Source organism: Psychrobacter sp. Ps7 (assembly GCF_022129225.1).
In the GTDB taxonomy this organism is placed as follows: domain Bacteria; phylum Pseudomonadota; class Gammaproteobacteria; order Pseudomonadales; family Moraxellaceae; genus Psychrobacter; species Psychrobacter immobilis_A.
The window spans coordinates 51,046-72,039 of record NZ_JADQAH010000014.1; the positions used below are offsets into that span (position 1 = coordinate 51,046).

Consider the following 20,994-nt stretch of genomic DNA (forward strand, 5'->3'; position numbering starts at 1 on the left):
TCATTTGCTCGTGATTCATTTGCTCGTGATTCATTTGCTCGTGATTCATTTGCTCGTGATTCATTTGCTCATGGTTCATTTGCCCGTGTCCACCATGCATATTGGCCATGACCATCGGCACCGCTATGACGGCTAAGCCAGATAGCATCATGATTGCGCCATTCACTTGCCTTAGGCGCAAACGCCCGATTTGATTGCGCATCCAGTTGACCGTTTCGTGCGTGGCGACGAGCATGGGTACGGTTCCTAGACCAAAGACAAACATTAATACGGCACCTGTGAGCGGGTCATGACCGACGACCGCAATAAGTAATGCGCCATAAACGAGACCACAGGGTAAAAACCCCCATAATAAACCTGCCGTCAATGCTCGAGGAAAGGTGTTTAAGGGGAATACTTTTTGCCGCAGAGGTGATAAAGCTTGCCAAAAATGCATACCAAGACGTTCAAGCTTGTTTAAAAAAGGCAACCCTAGCATGGTTAATCCGACAAATACCAAGACCAACCCTAGTAGAATGCGAGGTGTGCTATTGCCAACCATCAGAGGGGTTAATACCGTGGTGCCAATCACTCCAGCAATTAAGCCCAATAGGGCATAACTGAGTAAGCGCCCCAAATGGTAAGTCGCAATGAGGCCGCGTTTTTTTGCTGGACTGGTTTCTTTCATCGATAGTCCGAATGCGGTGACGATACCGCCACACATACCTAAGCAATGCGGCGAACCAAAAAATCCCATTAAAAATGCTGCAATTAATAGTGCCATAGTCATGAAGGTGCTTCCTAAAATATAAGATAAATAAAATCCGTTGAAGGTTTAATCGTTATGTTAGTCAGTTAATGACCTATCTTAATGACACCTAAAACTTATAGTTGACACCCACATACAATGATCGGCCTGCGCCAGGAACGGCAGTGCCCCAGTTAGAACCGTTGCCTATTTCGCCATTCATTGACATGGTTTTGCCTTGACCCATGTATGCGCCCCCTAGAGGTAGGTCATAGTTTTTATCGAATACGTTATCGATACCAGCCTCAATCGCTACCTCTTTAAACTGATAGCCTGTACTGAGATTTAAGAGACCATAACCCGCCGTTTTAATTTCGTTGCGAGGGGTTGAGATATCATTTTTAGCCGCGACGCCCACCACTTCGATTTGGTTTGTCCAACCGTTATTTTCCCGATTCAGAGCAACACTGCCATTGAATGGCATGATGTTATATAAGTCTGAGCCGCTGTCTTTATTTTCCCCTTTGGTATAGCTTAAGGAGCCTACTATATTCCAGTACCCCCAAGCATTTGCTGCCAGCTCCCGATTGGCTGAGATATCTATGCCATATATCTCAGCATCTTGGTTGGTATAGCGCAGCACATTATATTGATTCGCTGTTTGAGTGCTAGCTGCTGTGTTTGCCATGGGGTTCCACTGTACGGCATCGACATAGTCGTCAATTTTTGAATAGTAAGGAGTGGCTTTAACGCCCCAGCTATCATCAGCACCGCGCCAGTCTAAGGTGGCAGATAGGGTGTTGGATTTTTCTGGGCGTAGATTAGGATCACCAAAATAGCCATTACCGTCACCAACGGTATTATTCATGATGGCCGCCATTTTCCAAGTGGACCAGGTATAGCGTTCATATAAGCTTGGCGTGCGCTCTTTGTGCGATAGACCTAATGCTAGATTTTTTTGTGAATCAATGTCGTAGCGTGCGAGTGCAGTAATATCAAAGTTGTTATCCGTGGTTCGGCGGTCACTGGCATTAAAGTTAGCGCTATCTCGCAGCTGATTGGTCATATTGTTTTGACCCTCGATTTGATAGCCATGTACTTCATCAGCACTGGTACGTACGTTTTCATAGCGAGCGCCAAGCTGGGTGCTCCAGTCAGGCGAGATGTCTTTTTCCCATTCGCCATAGATACCGATGCGCTGACGCTGACCATTGTTGATATTTTGAAAGTCGTTTGGCGACATCATACCGTCGCCAGATGCCGCCCACGTATCATCGAGCGTGTAGTCTTGATATTCAGCACCTATATTGAGCGTGCCTTGGTTGGTTAAATCAATAATACCTTTAAGATTGGCACCGATGGTCTCGCTACTGGTGTACATCGGCATACCTTTGGCATTACCATATAAGAACTGTTTGTCGTCTCCAAAGTTCATATAGTGATCGACTTTTTCATGATAGGCCTGTGCTTCTAACTGCCCCCAATTTAACTCGCTTTTGTAACGCAAATTAATGCGGTCAAGCTGATTGTCGAGCATGTCCATCCGCTGATTTGGATATAGCTCTTTTGGGACGTTTTGCCACAGATAAGTTCCTTGTAGCAGATGATTGCCACTCTTATAAGCCACATCTACTGACTGGTTTTTGCTTTCATAAGCGGTTGAACCAACTTCGTCTTTCGCTAATGTTTTATTAGGGTTACCTGTTTGGGTATAAGATTTAAAATCACCACCAGCTTTATAATTATCCGCCTGCGCAAAGCTGCCTTTATAGGTGAGGCTAAGCTGATCGTTTGCCGCTGTGGTCGACAAGTTAGCCCCATAGGCGTCACCATTACTACGATAAAATGTGCCAATTTCACCTGAAGTTAGTATGTCGCTATCCGTTGAAAAGATAGGCTCTGCTGTTTCGACAACGATAGTACCGCCAATACTATTACCACCGACACTCACAGGCGTCACACCTGCATAAACGGTGGTCTTGTCTATAGCGCTTGGCGCAATATAAGACAAGGGTGAGTTCATACTGTTCGGACAAGAGGCGATTGAGTCAACGCCATCCACTAAGATACGCAGACGGTTGTCCGCCAAGCCTCTCATCACGGGCAAGTTTGAGATGCCACCGGCACTTTGTACATTCAGACCGGGTATTTTTGTCAGTATAGTGGCCGTATCACTGCTTGCCACTTGTTTGCTGCTAATAAATTTTTGATTAAGGCTGGCTGTTGTTCCAAGTGCATCGGTACTATATGGCTTATCCGCTGCTGTCGCATAAACGACGATTTCTGGCAATCGGATATGTGGCTCATCATCCGTAGTAGGCATGTGCGCCTTTACGGTTGTGGAATCCGCATAAGCGCTACTGATATGCAATAAAGACAAGGCTAAAACACTTAGTTTTAAAATAGGTACAGCATTCATTGATGAAGATGACATCTTTTTTTCCTAGAAACTTGCAAAAATATTTTATGAAATCGGTTATTCAGTTTTTACCAAGAGGCAAGGTAAGCCAAGCCACTTATGGACTTAGACTAGGCACTTACTGAATATTTTCCGATATAAATAGATAGTATTATGAGCACAATATTATGAGCACAGTTTTGAGCGCAATGTTTTAGGCAAACGCATACAAGTGCCTCAATCAGAGCGTCAAATGAGCGCGTTGATTGAGAGCATTGTCACTAATGCTCTAGGGCGTGTCCTCAATTCAATCGATTACTTTCGAAATGGGCTAAAAATGGCTAAATTTTGCCAAACATCATCAAATAGCTTATTAATATCTCGATATTATTTGCGCTACTTTTCTTGTTTGACGGCAATTTATCTCATGTTTATCACCATTTTTAAAATGAGGACACGCCCTAAAAATATTGGACTATAAATGTGGATAATTATGTAGATAATTATGTGAGTATGACTGGAGGAGCGCGTGCGAGGGGTCGTAAAAAATTACTAGGAGAGTAGGTATGTGAGCGATACAAAAACGTGACTGAGACAATAGACAGCTCAATCAAAGCCGAGTCAGTATGTGTAAAAGCGACTGGCAATAGTGCCGCAGACATGGCAGTGCAAAGGTCACAGCCAGTGTATTTTAAGGTATCAGGGTTAGATTCAGAGCTTTCAACCTTATCTTTGCCATACAAAGCTTCCTGTGAAGGTGCGGCGTCAACCGTTATAACTGGCTCAACGGTCGCAGGCGATGCTAAAGATAAGGATGCATTATGATGAAGTAAATGACGGGCGGCACTATCAATGGGTATGTTGTGATTCGTTTGCGCAATATCAGTCTGTATTTGCTCATACTGCTTAACTGCCGATACAATCGGTGCAAGCTCTGCACAGATACCATGACCTAAGTGGGCATTATCATCCCATAGAGGTGTGAGCAACAGCGTGATGTGCATGATCCAAGCAAAACATGCGACCAACATGCCGAACCACATCGTTACCGGTGATGAATATCGTAAAACAAGCTTACGGCGCTTAGTAGACATGATAGGGTCATCGTATTACCAGCATGCTGATGATGCATAGGTAACATTTATAAGTAAGGAGGTGTGCTAACTTAAAACGTCAGTTTAAAGCATTTTAGAAAGAATACTTAACAAAATAGACATTATCATTAGCAATGCCATTCTAAGACAAGGGGTATGCTCTTTACAAGTCTTGTATAGATATATATCGGGCATTCTAGAGAAATCGGTCACAGCGTCGTCATGTTTGCTCAGCCTGCTATTTGCCGTACTTTAATTTATCGTATCTTAATTTGCCGTATTATCCTTTGCTGTACTTATATCCATCTTGTACTGAGAAGACTATATGACTGAAGTAGCTAGACGATAACCAAGCAAATGAGAAAGAGCTAATAAGACCCAGCGGAAAAGATAGGCTAATGTAATGCGGAGTGCGATTTTTTGTTTTACGCGACCAATATTGATGGTGCTAGCGACTTAAAAATAGTGAAATTTTTCGGCAAAAAAGAGCAATTTAACAACTATTGCTCTCTATATTGTTTTTCTCGATAACATCGATTTTTCTCTCTAATTCTATAATCTGTAACTTACAGCTCTTATAGTGATCTTCTTGATTGCCCTCTATATCCTTAAGGGTTCTTTGATAGATACGGTTGTACAGTGATGTTAGGGCTTTTTTAATTGCTTTGATTTCTCTTGAGGATAAATCCATTTGCTTATCAAAATCAGGTGCTTTTATTTTTGCACATAGCTCAAAAAGTGTGAGATTAAAATCTTGATAGTATTGCTGCACTGAGTTTTCTTTTGATTGATCGCTATATTGGATGTTTTTTTTCATCAGAATGAGCAAAGCACTATCAATCAAGTTTTTTTCATAATCTGTCAAACATAAGTAATGGTTCATTACATCGATTCTCAGTTATTTCAAAATTACTATTCAGAAGGCCATCAGTTGGCTACTTTAAAAAAATCCATATGCCAACGACCCTTGCAGAATACTTATCTAGCCTACTTGGTTTGGTATTTACTCTTTAAAAGTCTTTATTGTGATGCGGCATATCGTCAATGGCTTTGAATAATCAACGCATTTTATAGGGTGAAAATGAAAGTATCGTGACAACGTCTACGTTTTATAAAAAATATGCCAAAGCCAGTCATCCTAATCTATATATAAGATATCTTTTCATTCGCTATTACTTGCCCGTCTAGAAAAGCGCCAATATGACGCTTATAGCGTACCACTTAAGAAACCTTCCCTCATTAAGGTTACCTTTCTTCAATCTTCATAAACCTACTTAACGTTTGAATCATTTATCATTCTCGTTGTCGATAGAGCAGATTTTTATCATGATGCTTTTTATCACGTGAATGCTTTACTCGATATTGAGTAAGGCAGTTTCAACCACAACTCATAACTAATATGACTTTATACGAGAAAAAATAATGAAAAAAATAATGATAAGTTCAATTTTAGCCATTACTGCTTGCTTCACAATGGTTAGCCAAGCAAGTGCTGCGCCGCAAATTGCTAAACATCATGTTGTTAAAGTGAAGCATCAAAAGGTCAATGCAAAGTTTGATAATAAACATCAGCATGTTAAGAAAAAGGTAGTAGTGTCAAAGCATCAATCAAAAAAACCAGCGGCTCATCTCAAAGCAAAAAGCAAATATCAAGCTAAGCACACTCATGGACATCGTTCTTAATCGTTCAGCTTACTGATATAAAAATAGCGCCCATATTAGGCGCTATTTTTTTGTTTCGTTGTTATGTAATAAAAGCTATGTGACGAAAGCTATGTAACAAGGCTATATGATAAAAAGCATGTCACAAAGATAATCACTACTGACTGTTTAAAGTAACCGTCTTAGTACTACCATTACTACTAGGCTGACTCAGTGTCACTTTGCTTGCTAAGATATCGCCTTTGGCATTGATCTTGTAGCATTCTGATGAAGTGCCTGCAGGGTCAAAGCTGAGTAATAGATTGCCTGAGGTTTCTATACAGAACCATGCGGTATTATTCGTATCACGCGATAAAGACCAGTCTTGGTTATAAGTCCCTATCTTGTTACGCATGCTGCTATCGGCATAGACATTTTCCGTCAGTAGCTTACTAGAAGCGCCTACCGTCGCCATTTTAGGAATGGTGGTCGTCTGGTTAGATAGTGAGTATTTACCTGTACCGTCTGTAAAACCATGGAATATCAGTGGATTCAGGGTGAAGTAATTGATAGCGACGGATTGATTGGTGATTTGATTATTCATCTTATTGATGGTGTTTATCTCGGTACCTTGTACAGACTTATTATTAAATACCATACTGCCTTTAGGCGTCACTTGAATCTCTGCTGACACGCTTTGACTGCCGACAACTGCAACTAATTTATCACTGCGTTGTTTGGTATAGATGTTGAGCATGGCAGTCTCAACAGGGTATTGAGTGACGATGCCATTAACATTGTTGTTTTGACCCGTGTTCCCTGTCATTCCACCAGCACAAGCGCTTAAACCCAGTCCTGCTGCAATACATAAACTTAGTGTCTTCATTATTTTGTCCTCAACTTTTAAATGTATGATGTGATATCTACTATAATCGAATTTTTAAATAATGACATCTGCTAACTGTCTTAGACTTTGCTATTTTTAGTCCGCCCATACCAACGGTACTTCGTGAAGTTATTGAGAGGTTTTTGAGAGAGTCTTGGTACAAAGCGATAATAGTAGCCAACGATTTTATAGTATGGCAGCGCCGCAGCAATTAAGACCAAGTGTTCTATCGATACCGTATTAAGAGAGATTAATGACTTAGTAGAGCAGGGGATGCCGCAAAAATTTCAAGCTTCGGGGCGCATTACGAGTTATGAGTTGGATTTATAATAAAAATTATTTGGTTGAGAGAATCTGCAGGCAACAAAAAAGCCAGACAACTTAAATTGTCTGGCTATTTGTGCAGTATTTCTTATCAGCTGTCTTAATTAGTTAACCATTAACCATCAATCTATGGTCGCGATACTGCTACCGCTTAGAACTTCGACCTTTTGCAGGGCGCTTACCATTTGTAGCAGGTTTGCCATTGCCCACAGCCTTTTTGCCATTGCCAAAAGGACGTCTATCCTTACCTTTAGAACCCGCTGGTTTTCTCGCATCATCCTTGGCGTGTTTTTTATTGCCCTTTGCTGTCCCCGCTGATTTTGAAGACGTTTTTGTCTTTGATGAATCATCAGTACGAGCATTTTTTCGTGGCGCATTACGAGATTTCTTGCCCGGATTACTGGCATCTGAAGAAGAACCTTCTATGGACTTAAGTAAAACAGACAACTCTTTTTCGGTTAAATCTCGCCAATCTCCAACGGGAGTACCTTTAAGACTGACATTCATAATCCGCGTACGCTCAAGCTTCACCACTTCATAGCCAAAATGCTCACACATACGACGAATTTGACGGTTTAAACCCTGCACTAGCGTGATGTTAAACACGGTGGGTGCCACCTTAGTAACCGGGCATTTCTTGGTCATCTTCCCAAGCATTGGCACGCCACCAGCTAAACCCTCAATAAAGCTATCTGTTATCGGCTTGTTCACCGTCACCAAATATTCTTTCTCGTGGTTATTACCAGCACGAAGTACCTTATTAACCAGATCACCATTACTGGTCAAAAAGATTAAACCCTGAGAGTCTTTATCCAAACGTCCAATCGGAAAAATACGTGTACTATGTCGAACGAAATCAACGATATTATCTTTTTCTGAAGCTTCTGTAGTGCTCACAATACCCACGGGTTTATTCAAGACAATAAACACAAAATCATCCGCCTCTCGCGGCTCAATGAGTTGCCCGTTGACTTTTACCGTATCTCCAGCAACCACTTGATCGCCTACTTGAGCACGCTTACCATTGATGTATACATTACCTTGTTCAACAAAGCGGTCAGCGTCTCGCCTGGAGCAAATACCGCTTTCGCTGATGTATTTATTTAAACGAGTTGAGGAAGCGTTAAACATAAAGCACCGTTTTACCTGATAAGAAGCATTTTTTTACTAAGAAAAAAGCCTAAATTAAAGGGGTTATCAACAAAGAGAAGGTTCACATTATATAGGAAATTCAATATCCATTTCGGGAGAGAAGGGCAAAACCTTAGAAATATATCCAGTATCGTATTTGTACCTATTAAAATCAATATTATCCTATGTTAGCTCGCCAGTCTCACTAGTACGCATATCTTTCTCGTTTTCCTCTCAAACGTATAAAATACTATGATCATCGCACGAACGTATGTAGTGAATCCCTTTGATGAGCACCGTCTCTGTAAGCTCATTATCTATCGTAAGTGCGACAGGGGTTAGTAAGACCACTCTGCACAATATAAGGAGATTAGCGTTTTAATCCTTGCATATAATTGAGAAAATATGAAGAATATTACCTATATTCACTAAAATCTATACTGGACTGAGTGGCAATCTTTAACATATCAAGGTAGGTCAACGAACCACCATAGAATGCTTGAGTTATGCGGTTTCAATCCACGCGCCCGTGATGGACGCGAATTGCGTAAAGGTCGCTTAATCTACGTTGAGGGCGTTTCAATCCACGCGCCCGTGATGGACGCGAAGACAATCAGGTAATGGATATTCAGAAGTATAAGGTTTCAATCCACGCGCCCGTGATGGACGCGAAGTCTACGTTATCATCTAGCCCTTCTGATTGTATTGTTTCAATCCACGCGCCCGTGATGGACGCGAAGTCTACGTTATCATCTAGCCCTTCTGATTGTATTGTTTCAATCCACGCGCCCGTGATGGACGCGAAGTAGCATAATTCTAATGGGGATCTTTGTTATTAAGTTTCAATCCACGCGCCCGTGATGGACGCGAACTTCCTAGATGGTATTCATGGTAACGCTACACAGGTTTCAATCCACGCGCCCGTGATGGACGCGAACAATCCCCACGCCTTGCGTCTTAGGCTTGGCACGTTTCAATCCACGCGCCCGTGATGGACGCGAAAGGCAATTAATAAAACTGATTTATCAGCTATCAGTTTCAATCCACGCGCCCGTGATGGACGCGAATGATTGCCGAGGAGGATGCAGTCTCAGATAAAGTTTCAATCCACGCGCCCGTGATGGACGCGAATTACAGCTTCTGCTACAGGTTCGCAGCATAGAGTTTCAACCTCTACCATGTCAAAGTAGGTCGACCAAATATTTTAATATGACATTATCTTACACGTATTGATTTTATTGGCTTACAGATATTCTGTAATTAAAAAATGACAAGGTCAATTCATGTAGGATAAAATTTAGTACGTATTTGGGCACTATAGTTTTATAGTCTTTTTACCTCTACTCTAGCGAAGATTAAGCCAAAAATAATGCATTTTCTATAAACAATATCTTTCTTCCGTCTTATCTTTCAAGCTGATTTCTTCTTGTTTCAATCCCTAAGCATTGTCTTTATTTTATTTTCTCTGCATAATATAAGGAGATTAATCTTTTAATCTCTGCATATAATTGAGGAAAATATGAAGCATATTACCTATATTCATGAATATCCAGACTGGACTGAGTGGCAATGGTCGGATAAAAAACTGCTGCCATTGGTCAGTCGTGTGCGGATATTACAAGGCCGTTTACTTGGGAAATTACTAACGTTAGGATTCGATCTTAACGTTGAGGCACAGTTAGATGCTGTCACGCTAGAGATCGTTAAAACCTCTGAAATAGAAGGTGAGGCATTAAATAATGAGCAAGTGCGTTCCTCAGTTGCACGGCATTTAGGTGTAGATAATGACAGTACGCTCGCAACCACTCGTGAGATTGATGCGGTAGTAGAGATGGTGCTAAATGCAACCTATCACTACAAGCAACCATTATCGCTGGATGACTTACTGGGATGGCACAGGGCATTATTTCCAGATGGATATAGTGGGCTGTATCGTATCAAAGCGGGCAGTATCCGTGATGACAGTCAAGGACCTATGCAAGTGGTTTCTGGCGGTTATGGTCGCGAGCAAGTTCATTTCGTTGCTCCTAGTGCGGATAGGCTAGCAGATGAGCTAGACAATTTTTTATTATGGTTTAACACGTCACCAAATGAGCAGGATAGTATGGATTTGGTCATCAAAGCAGGTATTGCTCATTTATGGTTTGTCACTTTACATCCCTTTGATGATGGCAATGGACGACTAACTCGTGCCATTACTGAGAGAGTGCTGGCACAAAGCGATGAGAGTCATCAACGGTTTTATAGTATGTCAGCGCAGATTCTTAAACAGCGTAATGACTACTATAAAATATTGGAACGCACTCAAAAAGGCGATACTGACATCACTGCTTGGTTGGTTTGGTTTCTACAAACACTAGAACAATCTCTCATCGCTGCTCAAATGACCACAGATAAAATCATACATAAAACGAGTTTTTGGCAGACGCATCGACAGCATGCTTTGAATACCAGACAAGTCACTATGCTGAATGCTTTGCTGACTGATTTTTATGGCAAGCTTACGACTAAAAAATGGGCAGTGATGGCTAAGTGCTCTATAGATACCGCACTACGGGATATCAATGATTTGATAGAGAAGGGGATGCTGAAAAAATCTGAGGCTTCTGGGCGTAGTACGAGTTATGAGGTGGCTTTATAAAAGTTATTGGATTTTGTCTTCAGGATCTATAGCGGTCGTGTCTTAACCTATTTTTTATAGGATTTACAGCATAGCTCAGTTTATTGGAAACCTGCCTCTTGTGCTAAATACTCACAGTTTATTCAGTAACACTAAGAGTATCTCATCCTGAAATAGGTTGAGGATTTAAGATGAGCCAGATACTGCCAGTATCTGGCTTTTTCTTTACTTATTGTTAACTGGATCCAGTAACACAGAGGCTTTAACTAATTAATAGACCATTTAAAGCAGACTACCTAAGCCAGTTGTGTTTATTGAAATTTATTCATATATAGCATTATATACTTTGACGCCCAAACCCTTTTAAGAATGTATCGACGGTTGCTGCCATAGGGCTGTCATTAGACATAGGTATGTGTTTATGGGCAATTTGTCGCGATTTAGGTAGTGTGAATGTTGCGCCGTTGCTATATTCTTGACACACCTTTGGATATATTTGCTGCCAACAGGGATAGGTAACGGTTTCTGCTTTATCTCTCATGTCTGAAAAGCCAACTCGTCGAGCGGTCTCATAAACCACAGCATGAACATACTTTTTCTGAGCAGCGTCAAGATAAGCTTGGCGACTGTCTGGATAGTTTTGCTCACTAGTATTTGCTAATGCTAGTAAGTCACGCGCTGAGCTTGGTGGCCATTCTTCAAGGATAGAGAGCTGCCGAGCTTTTTGCCACTGATCAGCAGTTGGTTGCAAGTGCATGATGACCGTTGCCCATAGTATTGCTTTGTGTATAGGATAGTCCTTAGCTTTTGCTTTATTACCAAAATTTAGCTGCCATTCACCAAACAATATCACCAGCTCTTTAGTTATTTGTCGCATCTGTTGGTTATCATCAATAGCATCGTCATCACGCCATGCGGTCGAAGTAGGCATCAACGTCTTGTTGACCTTGCTCAACGTAGTGGGCAGCATAGTCAAACGCGTCGCCAGATGCATTTTTTTGATTGGTTTTTGAGGCTGACTCATAGTACTCTCCTTTGCTTTTTTTATTTTTTGGATGATATTGACGGTCATTATTGATCCATGTAATGAACACATCACGTCGTCTGTCATCCGTTAAAATGGGATTGTTTTTTAGCTCTTGCTCTGTGTAGTACGTTTTGAAACTCTTAATATGATTGGCATAAGCTTTTGAATCTAATACTGGTGCTGATGATGATGCGTTTTTAAGTAAAGTGTTTGTCTGATTGAGTGTAGGTGCTGCCCAGTTTTTAATAGGATCAATATCTAAACGGTTATTATTTAAGTGAGAGAGAGAAGAGTTATTAGATGAAGATAAAGATGATGATGACGGGCATTGCTCAAGCATATTCTTAGTATTGCTTAGGCATGGCTCAGATAATTCTTGTGGATTAGTTTTATCATCAGCAGGCTTAGAGTTTTGACTGTCATTGTTTTCATTTTTACCCCACCGAGCATCAGCAGCTTTTTTAGCTCGTTCCGTCTTGACCCTTCTATTATTTGTCGCAGTTTCTTTTTTATCGTTAAGATATGAGCTGAATAATAGCTCGCCATTGCTTTCAAAGAGCTGAATACTCAAAAGTAACTTGATAAACGTTTTGGTTTTAATGGCAGACAGTCCAGTGATCGCAGCAATAATTTTGTCATCATGTGGTATCTCACCATTTTTCCAATAATCCATCATAAGTAAATACAGCGCGCCGACTTGCTCAGTACTAAAGCGTGTGGTCATGGCCAGCATCTCACCAATATAAATGGGTAGCCAAATACCCACATCATCCGATTTACTCATGATGTCCTCCTTGATCAGTCGTTGGCGTCATAAAAAAATCCTCTGCGAAATCTAAGCGATCAAAGCTGTTTTTTGCGAGTCGGAATAGGATGTCAATTTTCTGCATGTCATAGCATTTCATATCAGCAGGTACTACTTTTAAATCGCACATCGCCAAAATGGCGGCAAACTGTATCAATTTGCTGTTTTTATTACTGCTATCTAACCAGCGACTGACGGTAGTGGTATCAACACCGATGCCTTGCGCTAATTGACCTCGTTTATATTTTGCAGCGCTTTGCAGTATTTGAGCCTGAATGCTGCGTGACTGTTCAAGTTGTTCTTTAGATAATGGGTGCATGCGGTTTCCCTCTTATTGATTTATAACTTCCACTCAAAGACATTTTTATTAATCTCATAACACTCTAAAACACGTAAGGTAAGTTTACTTACCTATTAAAACACAGAAAACTTACCTTCTCAACTGATAAGATAAGTTACCTATAGGTAAGGTGATTTTATGCAAACAATTGGAAAGCGATTATATAATCTTAGAAGAGAGAAGAAGCTTGCTCGAGATGCTTTAGGAGCAAAAATTGGTGTTTCTAAAACAGCTATTAAGAATTGGGAGGATGATGAAAATGCACCTAAATTTGAGTACTTACAATTACTATCAAATTACTTTGGCTGTAGTATTGAGTACTTAACTGAAGGCACAGTATCGAAAAATGATCCTTCTTCGATATGTACAGAAAATATGTACTATGCTCCTGTACTAAACTTTGCTCAAGCGGCTAAGTTCTACATAGATTCTGAAAGTATAGTAGTTGATAAATATATACCTATTTTGGGTGCTGAATATAGTGAACATCATTACTGGTTGATTCTAGAAAATGAAAGTATGCAGCCAGATTTTAAGGTCGGTGAACTAATTCTCATAAATCCTAAGTTAAGTCCTAGTCCTGGCGACTATATTGTTGCATTAGAAAAAAAATCAAAAGAAGTTGTTTTTAGGAAGTGGCGGTCGCCAGGGATTGATGAAGGTACAGCCAAGAATTATTCACAGCTAGTTTCAAATAATAACGACTTTCCGATTATTGATAGTCGTTATACGCTTTTTGAGGTATGTGGCATCGCTATTGAACATAGAATTAAGCTGAGATAATCTGTTTTACTTGATAATTATAGTCAGGAAATTTTTTAAGACTCATTATCAATAATAGGCAGTGTTTCGTCAGTGATGAGTATCATGTGTACAAAAAACCTTAACAGTGGCGAGTATTGCCATTTATTCATCTGACTTCTATTGTCGCGGCTAGCAATGCCGATGTAGATAGTGCTTATTGAATCATTAGAATGCTGCTTGATATCTTGGTAATCATCATCTGTTTTGGTGTTCTCTAGTACAGCTTTATTACCGCTCATAAGCCAATGCTTCAAAGGTAGCAGTTCTTTAGCGATACGCAAAAAATGCACTAATTCTTTTTTCTCTTTTCTTACAAATGATATAGAGGCTCTGCTATTAGACAGTTTCTGACGGCATATACCAAGGAACCAAGTCCAGTCAGGCTCTGATTTTTCTCGTAGTCGATAAGCGTTGCTTAATAGGGGTGATAGCAATCTCAGATCACTTTGGTATTGAATACTTAGCGGACTTAAAGCAGTAGTCTCTAAATCTGTTGGTTTTACAAAGCGAGGTTTACCGCGTTTGGTGGTGATGGCGGCAACCTCTCTTGCACGTTTTATTAAAATCTCTGCATCGTGCATAGAAATATTTGCCAGCTGTGCGGCTTTATTTAAGGAGGTTTTTTCATCAGAAGTCTGTAATAATAGTTGTACTCGGTTTAAACCGTAACGACCAAACAGCTCATCAGTGGCTAATGGCTCCGTGTTTAATAAAAAATACTTATCAGGATTTTCGACTGTAAATCGCGGTGACTTGCGTTTGCCTTCTATGATACTTTTAAATAAAAGCTTACGGATACTGGGCATACTGACCATACCGTTATCATTAATGTCGCCGTTATCATTGATCATTCTTACAGTAAGTTTAGTAAATTTGGTAATATTAAATAGTGTTTGTTTAGGTAGTTTTATATCAGAGACGCTTAAAGCATAAGTGGCCATCAAGGTAGCAAAATGGTTGTAATACTCAAAGCTACGCTCAGGCGACAAGTGCCCCATAATACCTGATAGAGCGTACCAGCGATCTTGTGCATCGATATGCTCTCCAAGTAGGCCTTTCTTTATACGCAGTATGTCGTTTTTGTCATAGTCGGTTAGGGATTTTACGAGATCTGGATGACTTAATAGCACTAAAGATAAATTGCTCACCGCTGTATGCCTAAAGCCATGGATGGTATGCGTTGCTACGTTTTTATCTATTGATATGTCCTTTAAGACCTGTTTGAGTAAATCTAAAGGCACATGATCGTCAATAGGGCGCTGATCAGACGATAAGGTAAATATAAACTTGTTTGTATTATCACCGATATTGCTTTGCACAAAGCTCATAAAAAAGTGCAACTCATCAGGTTTTAATAAGGCAAAAATAGGCACGCGGCGCACGCTACTTTGCGTCTTGATTGAGCGGAAGCTGTTTGGTCTGATGACCAATGACGGCCGCGCAAACTTAAGCCCTTCAATGTCATTAAATTTGAGCCCCAGTAGCTCTTTTTTGCGCATGCCAGTACGATAGACCAATATGAACAAGAGTGCGAACATTTCCCGCTCCAATATATCTACAGACCCTAATATCTGCGTAATAATGGCTCGATAAGCTTGAGGTGATATCAGCTCCGCACGTACCCGCCGACCGTTTTTGGACTGCTGGAAGTTCACGGAGGGTAGGTTGTATTTGCTCTTAGCAAAGTTGTGCATACTCTTGAATAAGTTGGCAGAGTATCCAATGTCAGTATTGTTTCGTACGACAGCTTTGTATTCTAAAATATCTTCATAAAGTTCCTCAAACTCTTCCTCTGACCAAATATCAAGCGGCTGCGCCGTTGTGAAATATAACCATTCATAGCCTATGGTTCTAATATATTTCAAAATAGACTCATTACTAAGCGATTTTGACTCCTTTCGATTTAGTAAACTTAGTACCCAATCTAATAAAATCTTTTCACTTAAGTCATCATATTGCTCATAGCGTTTTTGTACTCTTTCGATAAGGGTGTACGTCGTTTGGCTGATTTTTTTCTTTTTCTGTTTTTCATCCATTTTGAAGTCTTTAGTAAGATTCATAATTAAATCAGACTTTCTAACCTCTATCTTTTTGATAGGACTGCTAGGCGTCTCTTTTTGATTAATAGAGTTTTTGCTGATAGACAGCGTCAATATATGTTCTAGATCATACGGCTCCTCTTTATATTGATATTTTTGGTTCAAAAAACGGTCAAAGTCCTGCGTACTCAGCCCAACAGTGTTATGCATACCTCGTAGCACCCCAACTGAAGCATTATCAATATCAGCGCCATCTAGCATCTCCCAATAATAACTGGCGTAATATAAAAACCTTGAAAAGGGAAGTGGCTTAATAGATAAAGGCTCTGTTACGTCGGCTAGAGTGCTTATCAGATACTGCTTAAGGCTATCTTCAGAAAGGTTGGCTAGCGTATGTTTTATCTCTTCTTTAGAGCTGTTTTTATGGTAACGCATCAGCCAGCATTGACTGACCACATCTACGACGATTTGCTTGGTGTTATAAAGCGTGTCACTACCTTCTACGCGTTCGTTACCATAGCGTTTTTGCACAAAGCGTGGCGAGACCACGATTCTTTCATTGATAAACGGCTGATACTCTTTAGTAAGTAAAGAAGCAAGCCACCCTTGAAGCATCTGTACCTCATTGATGCCGCCATATACAATACCTGAGAATACCAGCCAACCTAAGATCTGCTCTTGGCTATATTCGGCTGTTTGATCCCAGTGATGCTGTACTGCGCGAATAGTTTTGACCAGTGACTTACCGTTTTTGACCCAACCTGTATTTATAGTCAGTGGATTAATTTTTGTGGGCTGCGGCGCGATGATCTTAGGATAACTGTATTCAGCAAGCATATAATGTTGGTTTTGATAATCGATAAACTTAGTAACGGTTCGCCATGCTTGTTTTAGTACCTTGGTTGATTTATAGGCTTGAGCAATCTCATCCTGAACGACAGTTTGAAACTTATCGAACCCTTCTTTAGATAAAGGCCGTAGTTGCTCATTAAAGTCACGTTGAAACTGACCTATCACTTGGCTCTGTGGCAACCATAATCCATCGGCATAACTAGTAGCGCCTTGTAAAGCCAAAAAGATACGGTCATTGGGCCAAAGCACTTGTCGGTAATGTTTATTAAAAGACTTTATAAATCTGATATTGCCAGGATAGGTTTTTTTCAAGGAATCCCACTTGGTCTGTAAATCGGCAAGTAGCTGTATCTCACGTTTCCTTATCGCGTCACTGTCTTTGAGTATGGACGGGTAAGGCACATAGCGCTTTTTTCTACCATCAAACTTTGCTAAGTCATCAATAATTTTTGGTAAGTGTAACTTATCTATTAGCATGATCTACCTCTATGGGGCTTATACCAACATGATTTGGATTAGGGCAGTGGTTGATTTTTATGTCGGTTAGTCCTAGCTGCTCAGCGATCTGCTCAAACGCGGATGCCACACGCTTAATATCTGCTTTACTACTCGATGAGAAACGTCCCAACACTTCTTGACGAGCTTTTTCATGACCAATAACTGTGTTAATCAGCGATAAGGAAACGCCAAGCTTTTCAAGCTGAGTACGGACAAGGTGACGTGTCCAATAGGGGTTAGCATCAATGATGTGTTTGGTCATATGATAGGCATCACCGCGCTTAATGTCCTTTAAGGTATGAGCCGTCTCAGACAACAGTCTCAATAAAGCCTCGTCGTTACCTAAGCGAATATCGTCAATGGTGGCGCTGATGACATGGTTTGACTGATGCTTAGCCTGATAATCAATCAAATATGTTCTATAGTCTATTAAATGTCTTACAAGAGTAGAACAAAGCGGTATCAGACGATCACTTTTGACTTTTTTAACAGGCTTGTCATTGATAACTAGCCAACCCATCTCGAGATCTATATTGCACATTTTCCCAAGCCCGTTGTTCGGTCGCACGCCGGTTAAGAGGCAAAATACGAACCATACATAAATACTGGTTCGATTGAAGTGATTCTCATCATTTGTACTTTGATCTGCCCAGGTTTTCATCTCATTCATGATGTTGTGGACGCTCTCAATTTTGAGCGCAAACCCTGAGCCTACGGTATATTTATACCAAGGGATGATATAATTTAAGTCAAAACTATTTAATCTGCTCAATACGCTTAGCGCTGATTTATAGTGAGAAATGATCATCTCACTGGTATGGCTGCTGTAATACATCGCTGGGGCATGTGGTGCTGGCGTGCGACAGATGATATCGGCAATATGCCGATGACAATCAGGTGTATAACGAGAGAGCACGACATGTAGTGCGGTCTCTATACGATTGACGGACAGGTACGGCAATCCAAGGCTGCTACGCAAGTTGGCAAGATAAGCCGTAAAATCTTCTTTTACCGGCAACTGACAGGCAAGCAGATTGTCTATCAGCCGTGACGGTAGTGGAACTTTGATGGTATCGGAATGGTTTTCATAATCTTCCTTTGTTAAAGTTTGGCTTATGGACCTTTTGGTAATACCTAAGCTGTGTTTAATGTAATACCTTTTACCCTTAAGATTAAAAATACCAGGGTGACCGATATAGCCAAGTATTAGTAAAGACTTAACTGGCAGTCCGGTAATCATAGATAACAGTAAAATACCCGCACAAGTTTTATGAGTCTCTGATTCTGGTAAGGTGCTTGCATCTTGGTTGAGCGCAGCAAATAGCGCTTGGTAGCCGGCAAGGGAGAGTAATCGCGTGTTAGAGTTGAGCGCAAGATCGCGCTGAGACATATAGTTTTGCTGTAGCGATAGGTCGATAGTTTGCAGCGGTATAGAGTTTTTGGTTAACGGGTTTGGATATTCGCCATAGCTGAGATAGGGCGCCTCATAGTGGTCAATACGCTCTTCAAAGCTGGTAGTTAACCCTTCGTAGATTTCGGTATTAGGGTCTAAAAATGCGAGATCTACGGCAGTATCACTGTGTTCTATATCATCACGTGTGCTATCCCATACATCATTGTTGGGCGCAGTATTCCAGTTATGGTTCGTTGTAGTAGAGTCTAAGGGAAATGTCGATGTATTGTCTGCTAAGTTGATCGCTTTAATTTTAATATTCTTAGGTGGCTTCTTATACTTAGGTTTTGACTTCTGTAATGCGTGCGCACTTTGATAGGCGGTCGTTATTTTCTCTATTTGACTGAGTTTTGCTTTTGCATCAGCCTTATCCTTTTTTATTTTCTCTGTATATTTAGCATTTTCATTAGACTTACCTTTTGATGCTTTCTTTTCTTCGGTATGAGCAGCTTGTTTATTATTTAGCACTTCAAGTGCGCTTTTTTTCTGTTCTAACAGACTATTAAATTCCGATAATATACGCTTTATGCTTATCTCAGTTTGGGCGATATCAGGAAGTGCCTGCCAAAGCCATGTGCGCCTTGAAGAGGCTGAAAACCGGGCCATCTTAAATTGCATGAGTACATTGTTGGTATGAGTTTTTTTATCTTGAACGATAAGTAAAGCTGCGGTGTGCATCGCTATGGACAGCCAAATCAATTGCAATGAGTGACCTAGTTGTTGTTTGGTGACAATATCCTGCATTAGGATAAGCAGCTGCATCATCAGTGGTTTTTGTGCCAAATCAGTGCGATTGATCTGCATATGCTGATCGGCAACTGGCTCATTTTGTAGTAGTGGCACAATAGTCTCTAATAAGTATTCAATAGAGTTATCAGCGCGCTTATAATCTTCATGTACTGCAATAACGATGGTGGAGATAGCCTCTACAACAGATTCTGGGTAAACAAACGCTTGATCACTCTTTAAGTGATCAATGGTCTTTGTAGATAGCCATTGTTCCGGATTGGGCGAGGTGTCATTATCTTGAGCCATCACGATACTCCAGTAGGACGACGTTTATGATAAGTTTGCTCATTTATTTTTATAAGCTCACAAAACTTGGTGACGGCAAATATATTTTTGTCAAATAACTGCTGATTCATCTGTTTATCTAAGATAGTTTTAAGTTGTCTATAAATGAGTTTGATATCCAGCTTCTTGTTATGAAGAGCAATCAATTCAATAAGCTCATGAAAACAAAGGTTGAGACTAAAATCATCTTTTAAGATGTATTTCACATGCACTTCTTGTCTTAGTGCATTAAAATCAATACTAGGGCTTTTGATCAGGTGGAAAAGCTCAAAGTTATTAACCTGAAACCACTTTTTATCTTCTTTGATGAACGATGTAGTTTCAGTCCAAACAGCGCTATGCTCAGGCTTAAAGCTTTCAGCAATAAACGGTCTGATATAACAAGTATAAATGTTGAATAGATCAAGGGCGTCTTGAAATATGAGAACCGATGTTGTCTGCAACTTGGCAATCGATAGTGATTTATGTGACTTCATAAACATCCCACTAAAATAATGTTTCGGTGACTTGGTCGTTACGCGCTGTATATTGACCTTCACTCCCACCTTACATGAGTGGCTAATAATTAAAACCCATTTTACTAAGGATTGAAGCAGAATCATGAAATACACGACAGTACGTGACGCCTATCGTATTTTGAGTATTTGTTGGAGAGTGTTTATGACAATTTCACCTAAAGTGTTTTAGGAATAAGCTGGCGTTGGTGGGCGGGGTGGGTGAATAGAGAAGTAATTTAGGACAATGGATTGGGGTTGCAATTGGCTAACTGCAATCGATGCTGTAATGAAGAGGTTTGCAACACCAAGCACAGCAGGGGCCATTTTCTAAGTCACCTGAGCGGTGATGAAGATTGACTGCTGCAACTCTTTAGGCTCAATGTATTTCTAAGTCACCTGAGCGGTGATGAAGTTCGGTAACGCTGGCAAGTCAAACGCTATATATTTCTAAGTCACCTGAGCGTTATATCTAGTAGATAGTGTATAAATAAAATGTAAGCTATATATATTGGGGTTTATGATGATAAATAGTTTTTATATATATAATATATACTATATAAAAATATCCACTCAGTGTATCCTTTGCAAATTGTGTTCTATCATATCGATAAAAAAATATGTAAAGCTCTGAACATACAATCATTTCCTGTAATTGATTTTATAAAATATTGTTTAGTTTTTTCAATTAGCTTATATTGGCTAAATACTTTAAAAAGAATATTTTAAACACTAGGGTGTGTATAGAATTCAAATCAAGGGCAACCAGATAAAGACACAAGCGAGC

The 20,994-nt window shown here is 40.3% G+C and carries 15 protein-coding genes and 1 CRISPR repeat array; of the genes, 3 read left to right on the top strand and 12 right to left on the bottom strand.

Features of this window, described 5'->3' with window-relative positions; all coding sequences use genetic code 11:
* From I3257_RS06995 to I3257_RS07010, 4 genes are all read right to left on the bottom strand, one after another.
* A partial coding sequence (locus I3257_RS06995; RefSeq protein WP_238049223.1) for a sulfite exporter TauE/SafE family protein occupies positions 1–769 on the bottom strand: 769 nt, incomplete at its 3' end.
* Between the two features lie 88 nt (positions 770–857).
* The gene (locus tag I3257_RS07000; RefSeq protein ID WP_238049224.1) at positions 858–3,161 is read right to left on the bottom strand and encodes a TonB-dependent receptor; all 2,304 of its coding nucleotides are present in this window, start codon (positions 3,159–3,161) and stop codon (positions 858–860) included.
* Positions 3,162–3,628: 467 nt separating this feature from the next.
* Positions 3,629–4,219, bottom strand: coding sequence for a hypothetical protein (locus I3257_RS07005; RefSeq protein ID WP_238049225.1), 591 nt, complete (start codon positions 4,217–4,219; stop codon positions 3,629–3,631).
* Positions 4,220–4,712: 493 nt separating this feature from the next.
* The gene (locus tag I3257_RS07010; protein ID WP_238049226.1) at positions 4,713–5,102 is read right to left on the bottom strand and encodes a hypothetical protein; all 390 of its coding nucleotides are present in this window, start codon (positions 5,100–5,102) and stop codon (positions 4,713–4,715) included.
* A gap of 539 nt (positions 5,103–5,641) precedes the next feature.
* Here I3257_RS07010 and I3257_RS07015 point away from each other — a divergent pair.
* Positions 5,642–5,902, top strand: a complete 261-nt coding sequence (locus I3257_RS07015; protein WP_201540024.1) for a hypothetical protein — start codon at positions 5,642–5,644, stop codon at positions 5,900–5,902.
* A 136-nt stretch (positions 5,903–6,038) separates the two neighbouring features.
* Here the strand turns inward: I3257_RS07015 and I3257_RS07020 are convergent, their stop codons facing one another.
* Together I3257_RS07020 and rluF are read right to left on the bottom strand one after the other, a co-directional pair.
* Entirely contained in the window at positions 6,039–6,746 is a 708-nt protein-coding gene (locus I3257_RS07020; protein ID WP_201554446.1) for a hypothetical protein, read from the bottom strand.
* Between the two features lie 468 nt (positions 6,747–7,214).
* Positions 7,215–8,201, bottom strand: a complete 987-nt coding sequence (gene rluF / locus I3257_RS07025) for a 23S rRNA pseudouridine(2604) synthase RluF (RefSeq protein ID WP_238049227.1) — start codon at positions 8,199–8,201, stop codon at positions 7,215–7,217.
* A 511-nt stretch (positions 8,202–8,712) separates the two neighbouring features.
* Positions 8,713–9,332: direct repeats of the CRISPR family, unit length 32 nt; unit sequence GTTTCAATCCACGCGCCCGTGATGGACGCGAA.
* Between the two features lie 388 nt (positions 9,333–9,720).
* On the opposite strand from rluF, the gene I3257_RS07030 reads away from it, so the two are divergent.
* A complete protein-coding gene (locus I3257_RS07030) occupies positions 9,721–10,842 on the top strand; it encodes a Fic family protein (RefSeq protein WP_238049228.1) in 1,122 nt (373 codons plus the stop codon).
* 316 nt (positions 10,843–11,158) lie between these two features.
* Here I3257_RS07030 and I3257_RS07035 read toward each other — a convergent pair whose 3' ends face one another.
* Genes I3257_RS07035 through I3257_RS07045 form a run of 3 tightly spaced genes read right to left on the bottom strand, consistent with a single transcriptional unit; the run spans position 11,159 to position 12,972 of the window.
* Positions 11,159–11,752 carry a hypothetical protein gene (locus I3257_RS07035; RefSeq protein WP_238049229.1) on the bottom strand — a complete coding sequence of 198 codons (594 nt, stop codon included), beginning with the start codon at positions 11,750–11,752 and terminating at the stop codon, positions 11,159–11,161.
* Complete coding sequence (locus tag I3257_RS07040; protein WP_238049230.1) at positions 11,727–12,632, bottom strand: hypothetical protein; 906 nt, start codon at positions 12,630–12,632, stop codon at positions 11,727–11,729. The genes I3257_RS07035 and I3257_RS07040 overlap by 26 nt, the downstream gene beginning before the upstream one ends.
* A complete protein-coding gene (locus tag I3257_RS07045; protein WP_238049231.1) occupies positions 12,625–12,972 on the bottom strand; it encodes a hypothetical protein in 348 nt (115 codons plus the stop codon). Before I3257_RS07045 ends, I3257_RS07040 begins: the two co-directional genes overlap by 8 nt.
* 159 nt (positions 12,973–13,131) lie before the next feature.
* Here I3257_RS07045 and I3257_RS07050 point away from each other — a divergent pair, with 159 nt between their 5' ends.
* Positions 13,132–13,776, top strand: a complete 645-nt coding sequence (locus I3257_RS07050; protein WP_238049232.1) for a helix-turn-helix domain-containing protein — start codon at positions 13,132–13,134, stop codon at positions 13,774–13,776.
* A gap of 35 nt (positions 13,777–13,811) precedes the next feature.
* On the opposite strand, the gene I3257_RS07055 is transcribed toward I3257_RS07050, so the two are convergent.
* The 3 genes from I3257_RS07055 to I3257_RS07065 are packed head-to-tail and all read right to left on the bottom strand — an operon-like array spanning position 13,812 to position 20,315.
* Positions 13,812–17,165 (bottom strand): site-specific integrase, encoded by a 3,354-nt coding sequence (locus I3257_RS07055; RefSeq protein WP_238049233.1) that lies wholly within the window; start codon positions 17,163–17,165, stop codon positions 13,812–13,814.
* Positions 17,152–19,674, bottom strand: coding sequence for a hypothetical protein (locus tag I3257_RS07060; RefSeq protein WP_238049234.1), 2,523 nt, complete (start codon positions 19,672–19,674; stop codon positions 17,152–17,154). The genes I3257_RS07055 and I3257_RS07060 overlap by 14 nt, the downstream gene beginning before the upstream one ends.
* On the bottom strand, positions 19,674–20,315 hold the full coding sequence (locus tag I3257_RS07065) for a hypothetical protein (protein ID WP_238049235.1): 642 nt from the start codon (positions 20,313–20,315) through the stop codon (positions 19,674–19,676). The genes I3257_RS07060 and I3257_RS07065 overlap by 1 nt, the downstream gene beginning before the upstream one ends.
* Positions 20,316–20,994 lie beyond the last annotated feature (679 nt).